18 protein-coding genes and 1 riboswitch are annotated in these 18,617 nt (G+C 40.5%); of the genes, 7 read left to right on the top strand and 11 right to left on the bottom strand.

The window, feature by feature from the left end:
* Positions 1–19: 19 nt before the first annotated feature.
* The 3 genes from aat to D0S24_RS09660 all read right to left on the bottom strand — a co-directional run bounded on the left by aat (position 20) and on the right by D0S24_RS09660 (position 2,190).
* A complete protein-coding gene (gene aat / locus D0S24_RS09650) occupies positions 20–655 on the bottom strand; it encodes a leucyl/phenylalanyl-tRNA--protein transferase (protein ID WP_117019666.1) in 636 nt (211 codons plus the stop codon).
* Positions 656–787: 132 nt separating this feature from the next.
* Positions 788–1,165 (bottom strand): DUF3127 domain-containing protein, encoded by a 378-nt coding sequence (locus tag D0S24_RS09655; protein ID WP_117019667.1) that lies wholly within the window; start codon positions 1,163–1,165, stop codon positions 788–790.
* A 155-nt stretch (positions 1,166–1,320) separates the two neighbouring features.
* Positions 1,321–2,190 carry a flavin reductase family protein gene (locus D0S24_RS09660; RefSeq protein ID WP_117019878.1) on the bottom strand — a complete coding sequence of 290 codons (870 nt, stop codon included), beginning with the start codon at positions 2,188–2,190 and terminating at the stop codon, positions 1,321–1,323.
* Between the two features lie 300 nt (positions 2,191–2,490).
* On the opposite strand from D0S24_RS09660, the gene D0S24_RS09665 reads away from it, so the two are divergent.
* On the top strand, positions 2,491–3,639 hold the full coding sequence (locus tag D0S24_RS09665; protein WP_117019668.1) for a PAS domain-containing sensor histidine kinase: 1,149 nt from the start codon (positions 2,491–2,493) through the stop codon (positions 3,637–3,639).
* A gap of 4 nt (positions 3,640–3,643) precedes the next feature.
* Positions 3,644–3,994, top strand: a complete 351-nt coding sequence (locus D0S24_RS09670; protein WP_117019669.1) for a hypothetical protein — start codon at positions 3,644–3,646, stop codon at positions 3,992–3,994.
* Here the strand turns inward: D0S24_RS09670 and D0S24_RS09675 are convergent.
* Entirely contained in the window at positions 3,987–4,379 is a 393-nt protein-coding gene (locus tag D0S24_RS09675) for an HIT family protein (RefSeq protein WP_117019670.1), read from the bottom strand. The two genes, D0S24_RS09670 and D0S24_RS09675, sit on opposite strands and share 8 nt — an antisense overlap.
* Before the next feature lie 170 nt (positions 4,380–4,549).
* The gene (gene greA, locus D0S24_RS09680; RefSeq protein WP_117019671.1) at positions 4,550–5,023 is read right to left on the bottom strand and encodes a transcription elongation factor GreA; all 474 of its coding nucleotides are present in this window, start codon (positions 5,021–5,023) and stop codon (positions 4,550–4,552) included.
* Between the two features lie 112 nt (positions 5,024–5,135).
* Between greA and D0S24_RS09685 the strand changes: the two genes are divergently transcribed.
* The gene (locus tag D0S24_RS09685) at positions 5,136–5,573 is read left to right on the top strand and encodes a hypothetical protein (RefSeq protein ID WP_117019672.1); all 438 of its coding nucleotides are present in this window, start codon (positions 5,136–5,138) and stop codon (positions 5,571–5,573) included.
* A 6-nt stretch (positions 5,574–5,579) separates the two neighbouring features.
* On the opposite strand, the gene D0S24_RS09690 is transcribed toward D0S24_RS09685, so the two are convergent.
* Entirely contained in the window at positions 5,580–6,569 is a 990-nt protein-coding gene (locus D0S24_RS09690; protein WP_117019879.1) for a Gfo/Idh/MocA family protein, read from the bottom strand.
* Between the two features lie 433 nt (positions 6,570–7,002).
* On the opposite strand from D0S24_RS09690, the gene D0S24_RS09695 reads away from it, so the two are divergent.
* The 3 genes from D0S24_RS09695 to D0S24_RS09705 all read left to right on the top strand — a co-directional run bounded on the left by D0S24_RS09695 (position 7,003) and on the right by D0S24_RS09705 (position 10,192).
* On the top strand, positions 7,003–7,599 hold the full coding sequence (locus tag D0S24_RS09695; RefSeq protein ID WP_117019673.1) for a DUF1080 domain-containing protein: 597 nt from the start codon (positions 7,003–7,005) through the stop codon (positions 7,597–7,599).
* A 70-nt stretch (positions 7,600–7,669) separates the two neighbouring features.
* On the top strand, positions 7,670–8,758 hold the full coding sequence (locus tag D0S24_RS09700) for a PmoA family protein (protein WP_220377741.1): 1,089 nt from the start codon (positions 7,670–7,672) through the stop codon (positions 8,756–8,758).
* A 57-nt stretch (positions 8,759–8,815) separates the two neighbouring features.
* Positions 8,816–10,192: a Gfo/Idh/MocA family protein gene (locus D0S24_RS09705; protein WP_117019675.1), complete on the top strand. Its 1,377-nt coding sequence runs from the start codon at positions 8,816–8,818 to the stop codon at positions 10,190–10,192.
* A 336-nt stretch (positions 10,193–10,528) separates the two neighbouring features.
* Here D0S24_RS09705 and D0S24_RS09710 read toward each other — a convergent pair whose 3' ends face one another.
* Positions 10,529–12,700: a TonB-dependent receptor gene (locus D0S24_RS09710; RefSeq protein WP_117019676.1), complete on the bottom strand. Its 2,172-nt coding sequence runs from the start codon at positions 12,698–12,700 to the stop codon at positions 10,529–10,531.
* A gap of 108 nt (positions 12,701–12,808) precedes the next feature.
* A riboswitch (TPP riboswitch) is annotated at positions 12,809–12,903 on the bottom strand.
* 125 nt (positions 12,904–13,028) lie between these two features.
* Here D0S24_RS09710 and D0S24_RS09715 point away from each other — a divergent pair.
* Positions 13,029–15,500, top strand: a complete 2,472-nt coding sequence (locus tag D0S24_RS09715) for an ATP-binding protein (protein WP_117019677.1) — start codon at positions 13,029–13,031, stop codon at positions 15,498–15,500.
* On the opposite strand, the gene D0S24_RS09720 is transcribed toward D0S24_RS09715, so the two are convergent.
* From D0S24_RS09720 to D0S24_RS09735, 4 genes are all read right to left on the bottom strand, one after another.
* Positions 15,475–16,839 carry a sigma-54 dependent transcriptional regulator gene (locus tag D0S24_RS09720; protein WP_117019678.1) on the bottom strand — a complete coding sequence of 455 codons (1,365 nt, stop codon included), beginning with the start codon at positions 16,837–16,839 and terminating at the stop codon, positions 15,475–15,477. The genes D0S24_RS09715 and D0S24_RS09720 overlap by 26 nt on opposite strands.
* Before the next feature lie 151 nt (positions 16,840–16,990).
* On the bottom strand, positions 16,991–17,293 hold the full coding sequence (locus D0S24_RS09725; RefSeq protein ID WP_117019880.1) for a hypothetical protein: 303 nt from the start codon (positions 17,291–17,293) through the stop codon (positions 16,991–16,993).
* A 353-nt stretch (positions 17,294–17,646) separates the two neighbouring features.
* The gene (locus D0S24_RS09730; RefSeq protein WP_147321446.1) at positions 17,647–17,949 is read right to left on the bottom strand and encodes a hypothetical protein; all 303 of its coding nucleotides are present in this window, start codon (positions 17,947–17,949) and stop codon (positions 17,647–17,649) included.
* 272 nt (positions 17,950–18,221) lie between these two features.
* A complete protein-coding gene (locus tag D0S24_RS09735; RefSeq protein WP_251795760.1) occupies positions 18,222–18,533 on the bottom strand; it encodes a hypothetical protein in 312 nt (103 codons plus the stop codon).
* Positions 18,534–18,617: the final 84 nt, after the last annotated feature.

Here is an 18,617-nt window from a genome sequence, read left to right on the forward strand (position 1 = left end):
TGGGAAGTCATTTAACCAGCTAACCTCTCAGAATTTTGATAAATTGATTTCTGGGGATCTCTTCTGCACCCAGACTTGCCAAATGATCGGTGTGCACCTGACAGTCGATTAGTTTATACTTCTTTTGCTGCAACTCCAGGGCCAGGTGTATAAACCCAAATTTGGATGCATTGCTGGTTTTACTGAACATGCTTTCCCCGCAAAATATATGCCCAAGGTCTATTCCGTACAGCCCTCCCACCAACTGTTCATTTTCCCATACTTCGATGGACTTCGCCATTCCCATTTGATGCAATTTTAAGTAGGCCGCTTTCATTTTCGGAGTAATCCATGTGCCTTCCTGCCCTTTACGCTTTATGGCAGAACATGCCCCTACTACTTCTTCGAACCTGGTATTCCACGTAATCCTGAACCTATTGGATTTTATAAGTTGTTGCATACTTTTCGAAATCCTTATTTTATTTGGAAATAGCACCATACGTGGATCCGGGCTCCACCAAAGAATCATGGAATCCTCATTGAACCAAGGAAATATGCCGTTCCGATATGCCAAGAGCAAACGCTCCGGGGACAAATCGCCCCCTAGAGCCAATAAGCCATCATTATCGGCATTTTCTACATCCGGAAACAGTAAGCGATGATTAAGAAAAAACATTATATGGTTATAATTGACCCTAAAATTAAGAAAACCTATTCGGTTACAAACTGAATAGGTTTTCCTATATTTTGAAATTATACCACTTTAAACATAGGTATAATTCTGCCGTGCATAATTTATGGCCCCTAATTAGAAGGGCAAATCGTCATGATCGTCCTCATTTATATCATCTGCGGGCTCAAAAGCATCCATGGGCGGTACGGGAGGCATTCCAGCAGCAGTATTATCTTCCTGTAAACTTTCTATTCGCCAACCTTGTATGGAATTAAAATATTTAGTTTCCCCTTGTGGGTTTACCCATTCCCTGCCTCTTAGATTAATACTTATTTTCACGGCCTGTCCAGCTGCAAAATTATTTAAAAGGTCGCATTTATCCTGTACAAACTCTACCATAATATGCTGTGGATACTGTTCTTCCGTAGTCACCACTACTTCCCTCTTTCTAAATCCGTTATTCCCAAATGTTTGGGTATCACCTACCATTTTAATTTTCCCTTGTACTTCCATTTTGTTATGTATATAATTCTACTTTATATTCTTTTCTTGTCAATATTAAGCAATTTGTTCAGGAACACCTAAAACAAAATATCGCATCTTCGTTTTTAGGGAAGTCATCCCTTAAAAGAATGAATGCATCATGTTAATTCTTAAAATGGGAGCATCTACGCCAATAAAACCTTCCATGCAGCAAGTACATCCTGGCTTTTAAGCAGCTCCTGGGCCTTGGCATGGAGCAAAGCTTCGTCGCCCGCACTCAATAGGGACCTTAGATCCACATTACTATCTACATAGAGCTTCACTTCTTCTTTGGAAGGAAGTTTTTCGATATTGCCCAACATTCCCAAATCGTTACCGCTAAGGATCTTGCTCAACCTAATATGATCCGGAATCCGGTCAACTCCTATCCCTAAATTGGAAACCGGTTTGGGCACTTCAAACAATCCCAAATTGGCCCTGCTATACCAGTTGCCCCCCATCCGGGCCACCTGATCTATTTTAAATTGATCAATGGCCCCATTCCCATCCAAAATATCGGCATCAACATGTATTTTCAGCACTTCTGAAAAGATTAGGTTCCCTGCACCTCCCTCCTTCCCAAGGGGCTCCACCTTAATTACCTTGCACTCAAACTGCACTGGTGATTCCGCCACCCGAAAAGGTTTTACCAAATCTGAAGGCAACATGCTTAAACCGGCCTTGATAAATTCGTTCTCGCCCTCCCCATACTCCGCACTGGAAAGTGACATTTGTTGCACCATATTATAATTCACCACATTAATGACCACCTCCCTATTGTCCAGTACATTATCCAAGGTGTGTTTTGTACTATTGTCCCGAACCCTTCGGGAGGGAGAAAATATTAAAATGGGCGGATTGGAGCCAAAGACATTAAAAAAACTAAACGGTGATAAATTAGGTCTGTTCCTGCCATCAACAGTACTTGCAAAGGCAATGGGTCTTGGCCCTACCGCACCCAATAAATAACCATGCAATGTAGCGGTGGATACTTCGGAGGCAGTGATGGAAACCATTTTTTTCATCTGTCTGTTTATATTTATTGCCCGCCTGTTCGGCAGACAGGTTTTTTATCGGTCAGACCTGCCCGACTTCTTCATTCCCGTCCGTACCGGAACCGGGTGGACAGGCGGGTGTAATTTCCAAGTAATCATTTTCGTCCCGATAATTATCGGGAGGTTTAAAAATTTTGCCAATGGATATTTCATAGCCTATAAAGGTACATAAAATGTAGGCAAAATGAAATAAAGGGTAGCTATCAAAATAGAATATCTTTGTCCAAATTGCGTTATCTTTAAATATAATTTTGTTGATGGATGGATTTTAATCCTAAAAAGAAAATTTCGAACCTTCTGTTATTAATAGCATCCTTTGCTATTGTGAGCTTAATCCTCTGGAACACCAACAGTTTTTTCAAGACATTTAAAGAAGAAGAACGTCATAAAATGGAAATTTGGGCCACGGCACAATCTGAATTCCTGTCCCTTCCCGTTGATGCGGATCCTGGCAACCTGCATATCAAAATCTTTCAGAACAACACTTCGACCCCTATGATACTTGTCAACAAGGACAGTACCATAAAAATAAACAATATGCCCGGTATCCAGAAAACGGACACGGTTTTTATCCTCGGAAAAATCAATAAATTCAAGGAAGAAAATAAGCCTATCTCCATAGCGTACAAAGGAGAAAACTTGGCCACACTTTATTATGGTAATTCTGAGGTACTCACCAAGCTAAAATATTACCCAATTGCCCTTTTATTGATTATCTTCCTTTTTGGAACGGTAATTTATTTTTTGTTCAAGACCAACAAAACCTCCGAACAGAACAAACTTTGGGCCGGTATGGCCAAAGAAACCGCCCACCAGATAGGAACCCCCCTATCCTCGCTCTTGGGATGGAACGAACTATTGAGGTCCACGGACATTAATCCGGACATTACCAAGGAAATTGAAAAGGATATTGCCAGATTGGAAACCATTACGGAACGTTTTTCAAAAATTGGCTCCCTCCCCATCCTTAATGAACACGACATTGTTGAAGAGACCAAAAATGCATTTGACTATTTAAAATTAAGGAGTTCCAAACTCATTCAGTTTTCATTTAATTCACAAGCGGACCAAGTTCCAGTACTTTTAAACAAGGCGTTGTACAATTGGACCATAGAAAACTTGGTAAAGAACGGTATAGACGCCATGAGGGGCAAGGGCAATATTGCCATAGAAATAGTTCCCAACGGGAACTGGGTCAAGGTTTTAATTTCCGATACGGGCAGTGGAATCCCAAAAAAGAATTTTCAGACCATATTTAATCCGGGGGTCACCTCCAAAAAAAGGGGATGGGGCCTAGGGCTTTCTTTGGTAAAAAGAATTGTGGAAGAATACCATAAGGGCAAAATTAAAGTACTGACCTCTTCAAAGGACGGTACCATAATGCAAATTACGTTTAAAGTTAAAAATTAAGGCGATGGCAAAGGAGAAATTAGTTGTAATCAAGGAAGCGGACTTAACGAACAATTGTCCCGAATGCTTTAATCAGGAATTAAAGTTGACCTTTTATCAAAGACACACCTATGGTCTACTATACGACAGGACCACTAAGGACATCACCCATGAAATAAAATGTAAAAAATGCAATTCCCTGATCTATCCGATAACCTGGACCGAGGACATAGAAAGGGTATATGATTACTACCTAAAAATGATTGCCCCTGACCGTGCCTCCATACGTTTTACTACGCTATTTTATGTGTTGATACTACTGCTTATAATAGTAATTGCTGCTGGTGCCTATATTATCTTGAAAGGGTTTATTTAATATTGTCCCTAATTTTTTCGGCTATATCCTTAAAATCCTTGGGGGTCAGCACAGCCTTATGCTGAAAGGTGGCATCCCTCATTCCATTCAAAGGAATTAAATGTACGTGCACATGGGGTACTTCCAATCCTATTACGGTAAGACCAACCCTATTGCAAGGTATACTGGCTTCGATGGCCAAACCTATTTTCCGGGAAAAGGCCATAAGCCCCAAATAGGTTTCCCCGTCCAGGTCCAAAAGTTTGTCCACCTCTTTTTTGGGGACGCATAAAGTATGCCCGGGAGCATTGGGGTTTATATCCAAAAAGGCATAATAATTATCGTCCTCGGCAATTTTATAGGACGGGATTTCCCCGTTTATAATTCTTGTAAATATTGATGGCATATTTCTAAACTTAAATCAATTTAAAAGATAGTACAAATATTGCAAAAATACCTCCTTAATGTATTTTGAATAATTTATACAGGCGTACCTACCATTATAAAACCTGTCTTTAAAATGAAGGCCTCAATTGAACGGATCAATTGAGGCCTTATCTTATTTTTTAAAATGATCTATCTGGAAATTTCCAAAATTTCAAATTTCAAGGTTCCGTTGGGAACGGTAATTTCTGCGGTCTCCCCCACTTTTTTTCCCAACAGCCCCTTGCCGATAGGTGAACTCACAGAAATCTTGGAAGTCTTTAGATCCGCTTCGCTTTCTGCTACAAGGGTATATTTCATTTCCATTCCGTTGTTCAGGTTTTTCAATTTAACCGTAGATAACACCAATACCTTGGAGGTATCCAGTTGCGATTCATCTATTAACCTTGCATTGGCCAAAGTCTCCTCCATCTTGGAAATTTTCATCTCCAACAGACCTTGTGCCTCCTTTGCGGCATCATACTCGGCATTTTCCGACAAATCCCCTTTATCCCTGGCCTCTCCAATTGCCTGTGAAGCTTTTGGACGCTCAACATCCTTTAGGTAATTAAGTTCATCCCTCAATTTTTTTAGCCCCTCTGCTGTATAATAAGATACCTTACTCATAAGTTCTATATTAAATAAATAGGAAAATCCCCTTTTTTTAAAGAGGATTTAAGACAAATATACATAAATTTTGTTCAATTTTGTTTAAGTTATATAATATAGACATAGTGGTATGAAACACATATTGGGATTATTGCTTTTATTTTTATTGTTGTCCTGCGACAAGAACTCCACCAATAGAAATCCGTACCTGCAAGAAATTAGTTTTAGGTTCGATCTTAATTTGAACCTTCCCGCTTACAGCGCCTTGACCAATACGGGAAGTGCCATATATGTGGATAACGCTGCAGTAGGTACCCGAGGTGCATTTGTCATCAATACCGGTTTTAATTCCTATATGGCATGGGAAGCCAGCTGCCCCAACCATGCCCCTAACAACTGTTCCACAATGTCATTGAATGGACAGTTGGTTACCTGCTCCTGTGAAGGTTACAAATACCACCTGTTTACCGGGCAACTTATGAACAGGCCGGACGACGGCAAGAGTTACCATGACCTACTTTTTTACCGTGCTACCTATAGTGGCAATTCGGTAATCATTTCCAATTAATTCTCCTTAGATCCGGCCTAGGATTTTATCCATCATCCAACTGGTATGCAGCCCGGAAAGCCCGGTAGAAGGATGTTCCCTGTTTTCCAGCAAATGCTTCCGTATATTTTCTACATGGAACTGCTGCACGTGCTTAGGATGCTCAACAAAGAGGCTTGTTGTTCCTTTTTCATTGATCAAGGTAATATCCTCTTCATTAAATACGGAGAATATTATTTTACCCTTACTTCCTATAATCTCCACCTTATCTTCCCTATCGGACGCAGCAAAATTCCAACTCCCCTCCCCGGTAACTCCATTTTCGTATATCCAACATGCTGAAATCGCATCTTTTGCCGTATATAATTTTTGCTGATTGGTGCTTACCCCAAAGGCATTTTCAACATTCCCAAGATAAAACGAAAATAAATCCAGACCATGGCTGGCCAAATCATCAAAATAACCCCCCGGCGCAATTTTGCCATCTGTCCTCCAATTATATGTTTTTTGAAGATCTTCAGTACTGGGAGGCTTGGAGAGGTGCCAACGAATATGTCTTACTTTCCCGATCCCATCATTCTCCATCCACTCCTTTATCTTTAGGAACCTTGGCAACGAACGTCTATAATAGGCAACAAAAAGTGGTAATTGTTTTTCCTTAAATACATTGTATATCTCCAAACTCTCCGCATGGCTTGGTGCCATAGGTTTCTCCACACAACAGGGCTTGCCGACTTCAGCTACCATTAAGGCGTAATATTTATGGGTATCCGGGGGGGTGGCTATATAAACGGCATCTACTTCAGGATCCATAATCAAATCCTCGGCATTGGAGTAATATTTGGACACGCCATGCCTTTTGGCATAGTCCTCCGCCTTTTCTTTATCCCTGCGCATTACGGCTATCAACTGAAAATCCTTGGTCTGTTGGTAAGGCGGTCCGCTTTTAACCTCGGTAACCGCTCCACAACCAATTATACCCCAACGCAATGGTTTATTGTACTTATTTTTGTTCATACCCAACATATTTATAGGTTATGGCTATTTACATGAGCCACAAAAATAAGGGTTAAAAAATGAATGGGGTAGCCTAAAATCCAGGATTATCCTTAATGCCTTGAAAATTTACCATTGCTCTGGACGACAGGATCAAAATAATTAAATCTCCTATTGAATCTCAAAAATAACCAAAGCCCGCCACCGGAATTCTTTACTTTACAGACCATGACCAACTTCACAATTCTTAACTCTTCTTAATGGTATTTTACCAATAATTGAATTTCTGCCAAAATTTGGCATATAAAATTGGAAAATGACATAGTTTTTAAATAGTTTTATAAAAAACAGTGAAGTATTAACAATAAAATAATGTACTACTTATAATTTAAGAACTGTTTTTATAATCAATGCGACATTCCAAATGATAGTGTCATCATAAAGCCTTATTTAAATGAAAGCAAAAATTATTGGTACTTTTCTTATAGTAAATTTAATTACCTTAAGCCTATCTGCGCAGGACCCAGTACTTAAAAGTGCTTTTAACGGGAAAAATCTTAAAGGATGGGTCGTCCCTGAAAACAACATATGGTGGTCCGTGGAAAACGGAATATTACGGGCCAAAAGTGGTCCTGATAAAAAAGGATCCATATTGTGGACGGACAAGGAATATACCGATTTTGTAATTGAGACCGACTTCAGATATGATGAAGGAACTGTAGATACCGGAATTTTCCTCAGAAGTGATACGGAACAAATACAAATGGGGATTTCGGGCTCTTTAAAGCGCGATATGACCGGCTCTCCCTATATTGTTGGGAAAAAATATCCCGTAGAGGCCCAGAACGTGAAGGAAATTCTAAAGCCCAACGAATGGAATACCATTAAAGTGATCGCCATTGCCGGCTATTATGAAGTTTGGCTCAACAACAAACATGTTATGAGCTATACCTCCGACACTTATGTTAAAACGGGGCCAATAGGATTGCAACTACATCCCAACACAGAAATGACCGCAAGCTTCCGAAATATCAAAATTGGAAAAATGTAGCGGAATTACAATCACTCATTGAACTTTGAACAAATCTATCCAATGGAATATCGATCAAATAAGAATGAACATGCGAAAATTACTTCTTAAATCTGGTTTATACAGTGTTATAGCCCTATTATTTATGGTTTCCTGTAAACAGGCCAAGTCTGATAAAAAAAATGAGGCCGATATACGGCCCAAGGCAGAAAAAAGAATAAAACTGGTCCGTAACGATCAAGAAAAAAAGGTGGATGTCTTTATTGATGGCAATCTATTTACCTCCTACATCTATCCCACCAACATTAAAAAACCGGTACTGTATCCTTTAATTACCCCAAAGGGCACCAAGATTACCAGAAAATATCCCTTGGAACCATCTGTTGGGGAAAGGGTGGACCATCCGCATCACGTAGGGGTCTGGTTTAATTACGGCGATGTTAACGGATTGGATTTTTGGAACAATTCAGATTCCATAAAAGTTGAAAAGAGAGGAAGTTACGGCACCATTCTTCATAAGGAAATATTGGGAATGGAAGACGGCAATGAGGAAGCAAGCCTAAAGGTAGCCATGGATTGGGTGTCCCATGAAGGAAAGGTATTGCTAAAAGAAAACACCACTTTTATTTTTAGAGGCGATCACGATGAATATTCCATAGACCGCATCACCAACCTTTCCGCCCCCAACGAAAAAGTAATTTTTAAGGACAATAAGGAGGGAGTCTTGGGCATACGGGTTACACGCCAATTGGAGCACCCCTCGGACAAGCCGGATATTTTTACCGATTCCAATGGAATCCCGACCGGTGTCCCTGTGCTGAACAATGAAGGTGTAAATGGCAATTACATTAACAGCGAAAATATTGAAGGAGATGACTGTTGGGGAAAACGATCCAATTGGGTTAATTTAAGAGCTAATATTGGAGATGAAACAATCTCCCTGGCCATATTGGACCACACTTCCAATGCCGGTTATCCTACCTATTGGCATACCCGTGGTTATGGCCTTTTTGCGGCCAATCCACTTGGACAGGAGGTTTTTAGCAATGGAAAGGAAACCTTGAACCTAAGCTTGGACCAAGGGGAAGAGATAACCTTTAAACACCGAATTATAGTTGCCAGTAAGAATTTGGAAAAGCCGGCACTTGATGCGGAATTCAATAAATTTTCCACCCAATAGCCCTCCGGCCCGCTTATCACATATAATAAGCAATACATCTATTAATAAGACTTAATTATGGACAACAGAAGAGACTTTATTAAAAAAACCACCCTTGCCAGTACCGGTGTTGTTGTTGGTGCATCTGCCTTTTCCGCAAAATCTTATGGGAATATTCTTGGCGCCAATGACCGTGTGGTCCTAGGATCTATTGGTGTTAGGGGACGTGGAAGTGACCTACTGGACAACTTCTCCAAAATGTACGATGATGGCGTCCAAATAAAAACGGTTTGTGATGTTGATTCTGCCGTTTTGGGCGAAAAAGTACAAACCGCGACCAAAAATCAAAAAGGCAACAAACCGGGCACCGAAGAAGATATGCGCCGTGTTTTTGAGGACAAGGACATAGATGCCGTAATCATAGCAGTGCCCAATCATTGGCATGCCCTATCCACAATCTGGGCCTGCCAGGCCGGAAAACACGTGTATGTTGAAAAACCCAGTTCCCATAATGTATGGGAGGGAAGAAAAATGGTAGAGGCCGCCAGAAAATATAACCGTGTAGTACAGGTAGGGTTTCAAAACCGATCTATTGCCAACGTTATGCAGGCCATGGACTTTTTGCACGGTGGGGGCATTGGGGAAGTATTTTTGTCCCGAGGCACCTGCTTTAAACCAAGGGATTCCTTTGGAATTTCCCCGGACAGCGTATCACCGTCCAACTTGAACTACGATCTTTGGCTGGGTCCGGCCACTTATAGGCCATACAATGAAAAAAAGGGACACTACAATTGGCATTGGCACTGGGATACAGGCAACGGCGACACCGGCAACCAAGGGCCACATCAATTTGATATAGCACGATGGGGCCTCAACAAAAAAGTACATCCCGTAAAAGTGCAGTCCATGGGAGGAATTTTTGGGATATCGCCCAAAGAATGCTCCCAAGAGACCCCAAACACCCAAACCTCGGTATTTGAGTATGGGGATGGTAAAATCCTGGAATTTGAAACCAGGGGCAGGTATACCAACCATGAGGCCAATTTAGGTGTTAAAATTGGCAATATGTTTTACGGAACGGAAGGGTGGATGGAAGTAAACGGTTCTACATGGAAAGCGTACAAAGGCAAGGAAACCGAGCCTTTTGCCGGCTCTGGAATGGCAGCGAGCGCAGCGGTAGGTGGAGACACCTCCTTTCTGACCGCACCGGATAGTAAAGGGCATTTCGGGAATTTTATAGATGGGGTACGCTCCGGCAACCATAAAGATATCAATTGCGATATAGAGGTAGGCCATATGTCTACCGTATTGCCGTTAATTGCCAACATAGCTTACAGAGTTGGGGATACCTTAAGGTTCAATGGGGAATTCGAAAAGTTTTTGGATAACGAGGAAGCGGATCTGTTGCTAACCCGAAAATACAGATACCCATACATAGTACCGGAAAACGTATAATCACATGACAAAAATTGTTTTAACTAGGTTTCTCGGAAAATCCGTTTTACCCCAAACCCTAAAGCCTGCCTGTCCGGTAGGCAGGGGAGCCTGATTTTCCTCAATTCCACCCCTGCCCGACTACTTCGTTCAGGCGGGCTTTAGGGTCGGGGTCAAAAATTGAGGAAAATCTTGCCAAATTGAATTTTGTCATGTACTAAAAATCACAATATACTTGAACACCATCGAAATCGAATGGGGTACCATTCGATTCTCAAAAACAACAAACCCCGCTCTTGACTTGGATCGTCAGCAGCGGGGTTTTGGTTAAAATACTATTTTTATATCGAGACTTCCCTAAAAATTAAAGGTAGCTCCCACCAAGAAATTAATCCCCGCCTGTGGGTAGTAACCAGCTCCTTCATAAGTGGTAATGGTTCCAGGCACTGAATAATCGTCATCAAAAGTATAGAAGTATCCATTGGACTCGTATAGGGAATCGAATATATTGTTGACCAACCCCGATAGCACTATGCTTTTAATAAAACTATTGGTATTGATTTCATATTGCACATTAAAATCGGTTTGGGAATACGCATCCAACTTGGAACCTTCCGAATCAATATTGCCCATATACTGCTCTCCTACAAACTTGGTCAACAAGCTAAATAGAACATTTTCCTTGGGTTGATAGGTAAATACGTTTCCTATAATAATATCTGGGGAAAAGGAAATATGGGTATCCCCAAGTTCCTGCAGTTCACCATCGCGCTGAAAGACAAAATCCCTGTTCCTGTTTTTGCTCAATGCCACATTGGGGCGTATCTTAAATTCATTTCCCAGGGCAATGGTAGCATCCACTTCCAGACCTAAGCGATAACTATCCCCAACATTGGCACGTAAAGGTGCCCCAACATCATTCAACTCGCCGGTAAGCACCAATTGATCCTTGTATCCCATATAGTACACATTGGTATTCAATTGTACATTAGGGGAAATATAGCGCCATCCCAACTCATAATCGTTCAGCTTCTCGGGCTTGGGGCTACCACTTTCATAGTCGTTTCTATTGGGTTCGCGATTGGCCCTGGCATAGGAGAGATAAAAATTATTGTTCCTGTTCAAATCGAAAGTTATCCCAAGCTTGGGGTTGAAAAAATTAAAAGTATCATCAACAAGTCCGGTATCCTCGCCATTGGCCGTATAGCCTATGGTCCTATACTGCACATCCCCATAGGCACTCCATTGGTCGCTAAAACTGTAATTGGCCTTGGCAAAAAGGTTTAGGTCCGTTTTGGTGGAACTATCGTCATAATATCTGTCTTCATAATCCCTATTATTGGAAAAACGGGCCCATATAATTTCCCCAAAATGGCTTCCTTCGTACTTGTTCCAACCTCCTCCAAGAATTAAGTTCAACCGCTCTTTGTCATAATTTGCAGAAAAAGTGGTACCGTAAAAATCATTGACCAGCCAGCGTCTTCGTATTAGATCGGTCTTATCCACATCTTCCCCATCAATGGTAATAGGCTCAATTCCATAAGTGCTAAAGTCATCGTCTTCCCTATACTGTTCAAAAAAGCCTCTTCCCTTGGTAAAATGGATTGCCAGATTGGTATTCCAATTATCTGTAATTTGTTCGTTCCAATGCAATTGAAAATGGTTTTGCCTATAATTATCCACTTCGTTCTTATAAAATTGGGTGTTTCCATTTTCATCGGTATAAATTCCTGCGGAATTAAAGGTCCTGTCAGATTTCAATGTTGCGGCATCTATGCCGTTCCAGGCCTGATAGGTAATTTCATGTCCTCCGAACAACAGTGCCTTTACCAAGGTATTGTCGTCCACATAGGATCCCTGCAAAAAGTAGGAGTCCAATTCGGAGGAGGCCCTATCAATATAACCGTCCGAGCTTATTCGCGACAAACGCCCGGCAATTTCCACATGATCGTTCAACAAACCGGTGCTAAACTTCAAATTGTTCCTGAGCGTACCAAAGTTGCCTATGGAAGATGAAATCTGACCAAAGGCCTCGTCCGAAACGGCATCGGTCAACACATTTAAACTGGCTCCAAAGGCCCCTGATCCGTTTGTTGATGTTCCCACCCCACGTTGTAACTGTAAACTTTCCGTAGAAGAGGCAAAATCGGGCATGTTTACCCAAAACGAACCATGGGATTCCGCATCGTTATAAGGTATCCCATTAATAGTGACATTTACCCGAGTGCCATCGCTACCGCGAACCCGGATACCGGTGTAGCCTACACCTGCCCCGGCATCTGAAGTGGTAACCACAGCTGGCAGAAAATTCATGAGTACAGGAATATCCTGTCCCAAATTTCTGGGTTTGATCTGTTCTTTGGTCAAGTTGGTGAAGGTTACCGGAGATTGCTTGGTTACCCTTACTGCGGATACCAATACCTCATCCAAGGCAATTTCTTTTCCTTCCAAAGAATCTTTGGGTTTCTCTTGGCCAATGGCCAAAAGCGTGGTCGCAGTAATAGCGACCGTTGTGAACATAGTTTTCATTCGTAATACGTTTGTTACGAATAAAAGGGGCTATTATTCTTGTTAAAAATTGATTTTTGTTCTTTCCCGACTACAAAATTACATCGAAAATAAAACGTTGGAAATTCCAAAATGCGGTTTTCGCATCCCTTGGCAGCATTACCTGCCCAGGTTCTTTGGGTATAATCTCAGCCTGAACTAACAAGCACCCCTTTGAGACGGACGCAAATTTAGGTACGGCCAATCTAATTTCATAATAAAAGACCATAAATAATTAACTATAATTTATATCCCAATAGGCCATGAAATACGTAAATTGGGATAAAAGCTATAAAAACTGGGATTATTAATGAACAGGACGAAGAACAAATTCACCCTTAAAATAATGTTCAGCTACCTAACGCTTGGCGTTTTGACCCTTGTAGTGGCCTACTTTATATTTACGGAAATAAGGGTATTTATATCTACCGACACCGGAACGGAAAATGATGCCAAATTATTAAAAACAGGCTCCCTGCTTACTGAACTGTATGAGGCGGAAAGTCTTTCCAAGCTGGCCCTCCAAAAAAAGACCCAAAAAAGCTTTACTGTTTATGCCCAAAAGATAGATTCCATTTTTATCACCATAGACTCCCTTAAATTGCTTACCGTTAACGGGAACCACAAAAAAATGTTGGATAGTGTACAGGGGCTACTAAAAAAAAAGGTATTCAACAGCAATGAACTTCTCCGATTGAAAAGAGAAAGTGAAGCCAATAATTCTATAGACGATGCCCTAAAGGAATTTAGTAAAATAGAAGAATCTCTTGGCAAAATTACTCCGGAAAGCCTTAATCCCAATTATTTTGACTTACCCCCGGAAACACAGAATACCTTAAAAAAGTGGGCCGAATACCTTAGTGAAAACGTCCCCAGGGATACGAGCGACATTCCGGTTTCGCAACAGGTAGATTCGGTACTTATGGCTTCCAAATCCCTTTTGAACGAAGCCAAACAGAGCAATACCATAGCCCTTCGATCGGTAGCCCAGAAAGAATTGCAGTTAAATAGGGCCGATCTGGAAATTTCCCAACAGCTCCGAAGTATTATCTCAGCATTTGAACAGGAGGTCATCGCCAAATCCTATAATGATAACCTAAAAAAACAGACCGCCCTAAACAGGAGCCTTCGTGTGGCCGGTTTTGCCAGCTTGCTCGGAATAGCGATTGTGGGACTCTTTACTTTTTTGATTACCAAAGATTACTGGAAAGTACAATTGTACAGACAGCAACTGGAAAAGGAAAAGAAATTTTCCGAATCCCTTTTAAAAAGTCGGGAACAATTAATCTCTACCGTAAGCCATGACCTGCGCACTCCTTTGAATACAATAACCGGTTATTCCGAACTTATGGAAAACACCGGGCTCTCCGGTAAGCAGGTATCCTATATAAAGAATGTAAAATCGGCATCGAAATATGTGGATAGTCTGGTAAACGATCTGTTGGATTTTTCCAAATTGGAGGCAGGAAAAATTAATATAGAGCAAACCCCATTTATATTCTCCGACCTTATCCGGGAAACTGCCGAAAACCTCAAGGAAATCCATTTAAAGAAACCCTTGGAACTGATAGTGAAAATCGATACCCTATTGGATAATCCTGTTTTGGGAGATCCCTTTAGAATTAGACAAATCCTGACCAACCTAATCGGAAATGCCTATAAATTCACAAATGAAGGTTTCATAAAAGTTGAAGCCAAGGTAGTTCGTGAAGCAAATGGAAACTACCAAACCTTAATTCAGGTAACAGATTCTGGTATAGGTATTAAAAAAGAAAAGCAAGAGCACATTTTTAAAGAATTTACCCAGGCCGAGGACCATACGGATAAAAAATACGGCGGTTATGGGTTAGGCCTTACCATTTCCAAAAAGCTCACCGAACTCCTGGGTGGGAAAATTAGTCTTAGGAGCCAGGAAGATAAAGGAAGTACGTTTTCCATTGAAATTCCTTTGAAGATATCAAAAAAACCTTTTAATTCCGACAAGAAAATCGAAATCGGTCCACAAGTTGGGCTGTCCCTCCTTATCATAGACGATGACCCGGCTATGCTAAAACTCCTTAAGGAAGTCTGTCATCATTTGGGACTCTTTGTCCATACCTATAATAATTTTCATGAAATATTAAAAACAGCTGCGCTGCAGTACGATATGGTTTTGACAGATATACAAATGCCCAATATTACGGGTTTTGAAGTATTGGGCAAGCTACAGAACGATGCCTATTCCCATTATGCCGGGCAACCCATAGTAGCCATGACCGGACGTAAGGATTTAAAAAGAGAACAATATATTGAGGCAGGTTTTTCAGATATCCTACAAAAACCTTTTACCAAAGAGATGTTTCTGGAGGTATTGACCAATTTGTTCCCCCGGGCAATTCAGGAAAAACCCAAAAGCAGAACAAATACGAATATTGCCTCTGGCTCCAACCTATTCCACCTAGGGGTAATCTCCTCTTTTTTAGGGGAAGACGAGGAGGGCATAGCCGAAGTGTTGGAGACTTTTATTACCGACACCAAAAGCAACATGGAAAAATTGAAAGTGGCCGTAGATAATTTGGACATCAAGACAGTAAATGTTGTCTCGCACAGAATGCTTCCCATGTTCCGGCAATTAAACAATAATGAAACAATACCCATTTTGGAACAAATGGAGGTTTTGGAAATTGGCCAATGGGAACCCAAGGTCTTAAAACAAGCTTACAGGGACCTCCAAAATAAGTCCACCGTTTTAATTTTGGCCATTAAGGCGTATTTGGCTACAAGTCCAAATTATAGTGATTAATTTTGTTGTAAAGTGTTTTCCTGGTTATCTGCAGCAGTTTGGCTGCTTTGGATTTATTAAAATTTGATTGTTTTAAGGCCTTGACTATTTGTTCCTTCTCGTAATCTGCCTTGGAGAAATTTTCGTTTTTAACATTGCTTTCCTTGCTCCTATATACTTCTTTGGGCAAGGCCCCCTTCTCCACCATTTCCCCATTGGTCAACAAAACCGCTCTTTTTATAACGTTCTGCAATTCCCGTAAATTTCCGGGCCAATGGTATTGCTTAAATATATCCTGTACATCCTCCGAAAAACCTTCCACTTGTTTTCCCAAAGATCGGTTGGCCTTTCGCAAAAAGAAATCTGCAAAAAGCGGCAGATCTTCAAAGCGTTGCTCCAAGGACGGAATTTCTACAGAAAATTCATTGATCCTATGGAAAAGATCTTCCCTAAAACTGCCGTTTTCAACAGCTTCCGTTAGGTCTTCGTTTGTGGCGGTTACAATTCGGATATCAACCTCTATCTCCTTATTGCTGCCTACCCTTTTAATTTTTCTTTCCTGTAAGGCCCTTAATAACTGTATTTGATTTTCATAGGAAAGGTTCCCTATTTCATCCAAAAACAAAGTGCCTCCATTGGCAGCTTCAAAATGCCCTTTCTTATCCTCTACCGCCCCGGTAAAACTCCCTTTGATATGCCCGAAAAATTCGCTGGTCGCCAATTCTTTGGGAATAGCTCCACAATCTACCGCCACAAAATTGTGGTCCTTCCGTTTACTATTGTTATGAATGGCCCTTGCCGTAACTTCCTTACCTGTTCCACTTTCCCCGGTAATTAAAACGGACATATCCGTTGGGGCCACCAACTTAATATACTCGTGCAGTTTTTTGGAGGCCTCGCTTATTCCAACAACTACCCTATTGTCATTGTTCCCAATTTCATCTTGCGTACCATTCACCTTATGGTTTTCTTTTGGAGCACTATCCAGTGGCCTCTTGTGCTCTTGGCTCAAGGCACTTTTGATCTGCATTAAAATTTCCTCCGGAGTAAAGGGTTTGGAAATATAGTCGTAGGCCCCTTTTTTCATGGCCTCTACGGCAGAACCAACCTCGGCATAACCCGTCATCACAATAACCTGTGTCTTTGGATTTACCTCCTTGATATCGGAAAGCAGTTGTAGGCCGTTATAATTGGGAAGCCGCAAATCTGTCAAAACAAGATTATAGGTGGTTGCCTTAAATTTGGTCTTGGCATCCTGGGCCGTAAAACTAATGTCCACATCGTATCCGTTTCTAATCAAGAATTTTTGAAGCATTTGACAAAAAGAGGCGTCATCTTCAATGATAAGCAGTTTGGGCATACTTTTTATAATAATTTACTATATATAGATAGTAAAAATACCATAAGAAAGTTAGTTGCCTTTAAAAATTTTCATAAAAAAGAGGGGGATTGTAAAAACAATCCCCCTCTTACCAAACCAACTTGATACAAAACAAATAATTCAAGTGATATTATAGTTCAATCCACTTACCATCTTTATCGGCATACAAGGTACCTGTAGTACCATCCTCCAAGGTTATTTCCAACTTATACTGCTCCTTCTTATTTACATAAGCCTTACTGATGGTGGCCGAAGGATATTCAGTGGAGACCGCTGTTGAAACCGCTTCCGGCAAATCACTGGTTTTTACTTCAGAGAAGTCGTCCTGAGCTATTACGGTTTGTGTGCTATCCAAACTTACATTTTCACTGGATAGGGCAAATGCGGTTAGACTTCCGAATGATAATACTGCTGCAAAAAATAATTTTTTCATGATATTCATTTTAATAGTTAAACTTATTATACCTATTGAAAATATAGTGCCGAACCTCAATCTATGCCGAATATAAACGTAAACACTTGTAAATGTATATGTTATATAAAATACACAAAAAATTAAACTGTGTATTTTTGGGTATCGGACCCTTTTAATGGGTAAAAACTAAACACTTCTTTCCTATATTCTTTATAATATTCCAAAAACAGCTTCCTTATTCCTTAATTATTTTGCTAACAGAATTAAAATACGGTCAGGTGGGTAAATTACTCCTTCCTTACAATAGTTGAAACAAAAAATGGGATCGTTAAAACGATCCCATTATCATTGTACATATTTATGAAGCGGATCTATCTCTCTATCCAATCCCCGTCCTTATCTGCATATATAGTACCTCTATTGCCTTCCTTCAAAACTATATCCAACCTAAATTGTTGGGAGTTGTTTACAAATGCCTTATTGATTATCGCAGTAGGATAATAGGTATCTATTGCCTTGGTCACTGCATCGGGCAATTCTGCCGGCCTTATTTCAGAGAATTTATCTTGGGCGACGCTCATTTCCGTAACAGTACCCTTTGCTGCCTTATTCTCCTGTGCGCAGGCGGTTAAACTTGTTATTGATAATGCAATTCCAAAAAATAACTTTCTCATGATTCTAATTTTAATAATTATTAACATTACCAATGGAAAAACAATACCAAAATTAACAAATTAATATATTTGACTGATTATCTGATGTTTATGTGTGTATTTAGATTTTTTTCTAACTGTGTAATACTGGGTACTCAGCGCCTCGATTGTGTTAAAATTACACACCATGGCCACAGTAAGGGAAATAGTAACATCCTGAATACCCATACACGGGAAACGCAAAAGGGCCACCATACGGTAGCCCCACTAATTCAAATAAATTAACCAATGTATTACATATCTATCCAGTTTCCTTCGGCATCGACATATAGTTCGGAATTGGTTCCATCGGAAAAAGTAACCTCCAATTTATATACCGCTTCATCGTTTACATATGCCTTGTTTATTACAGCTCCAACATGATCTTTCTCCAAAGACTTTGAAATTGTGTCCGGTAATTGATCAAGGTTTATCTCAGTAAATTCTTGCGCAATAATCATTTCCATAATTCCATCGTGAAAAATGGGAGGCGATGCCAAAACCGGACTCAAACTTCCCATTGCCAAGGCGGTGGCGAAAACCAAACTTTTCATATCTTTTTTCATATCTTCAATATTTTGTGTGAATACTTTTTTCTCACAGAACATATAAGGAAAATTGTGCCAATAGGATCATTTAAATATTATTGT

It is taken from the genome of Arenibacter sp. P308M17 (genome assembly GCF_003426735.1).
Classification (GTDB): domain Bacteria; phylum Bacteroidota; class Bacteroidia; order Flavobacteriales; family Flavobacteriaceae; genus Arenibacter.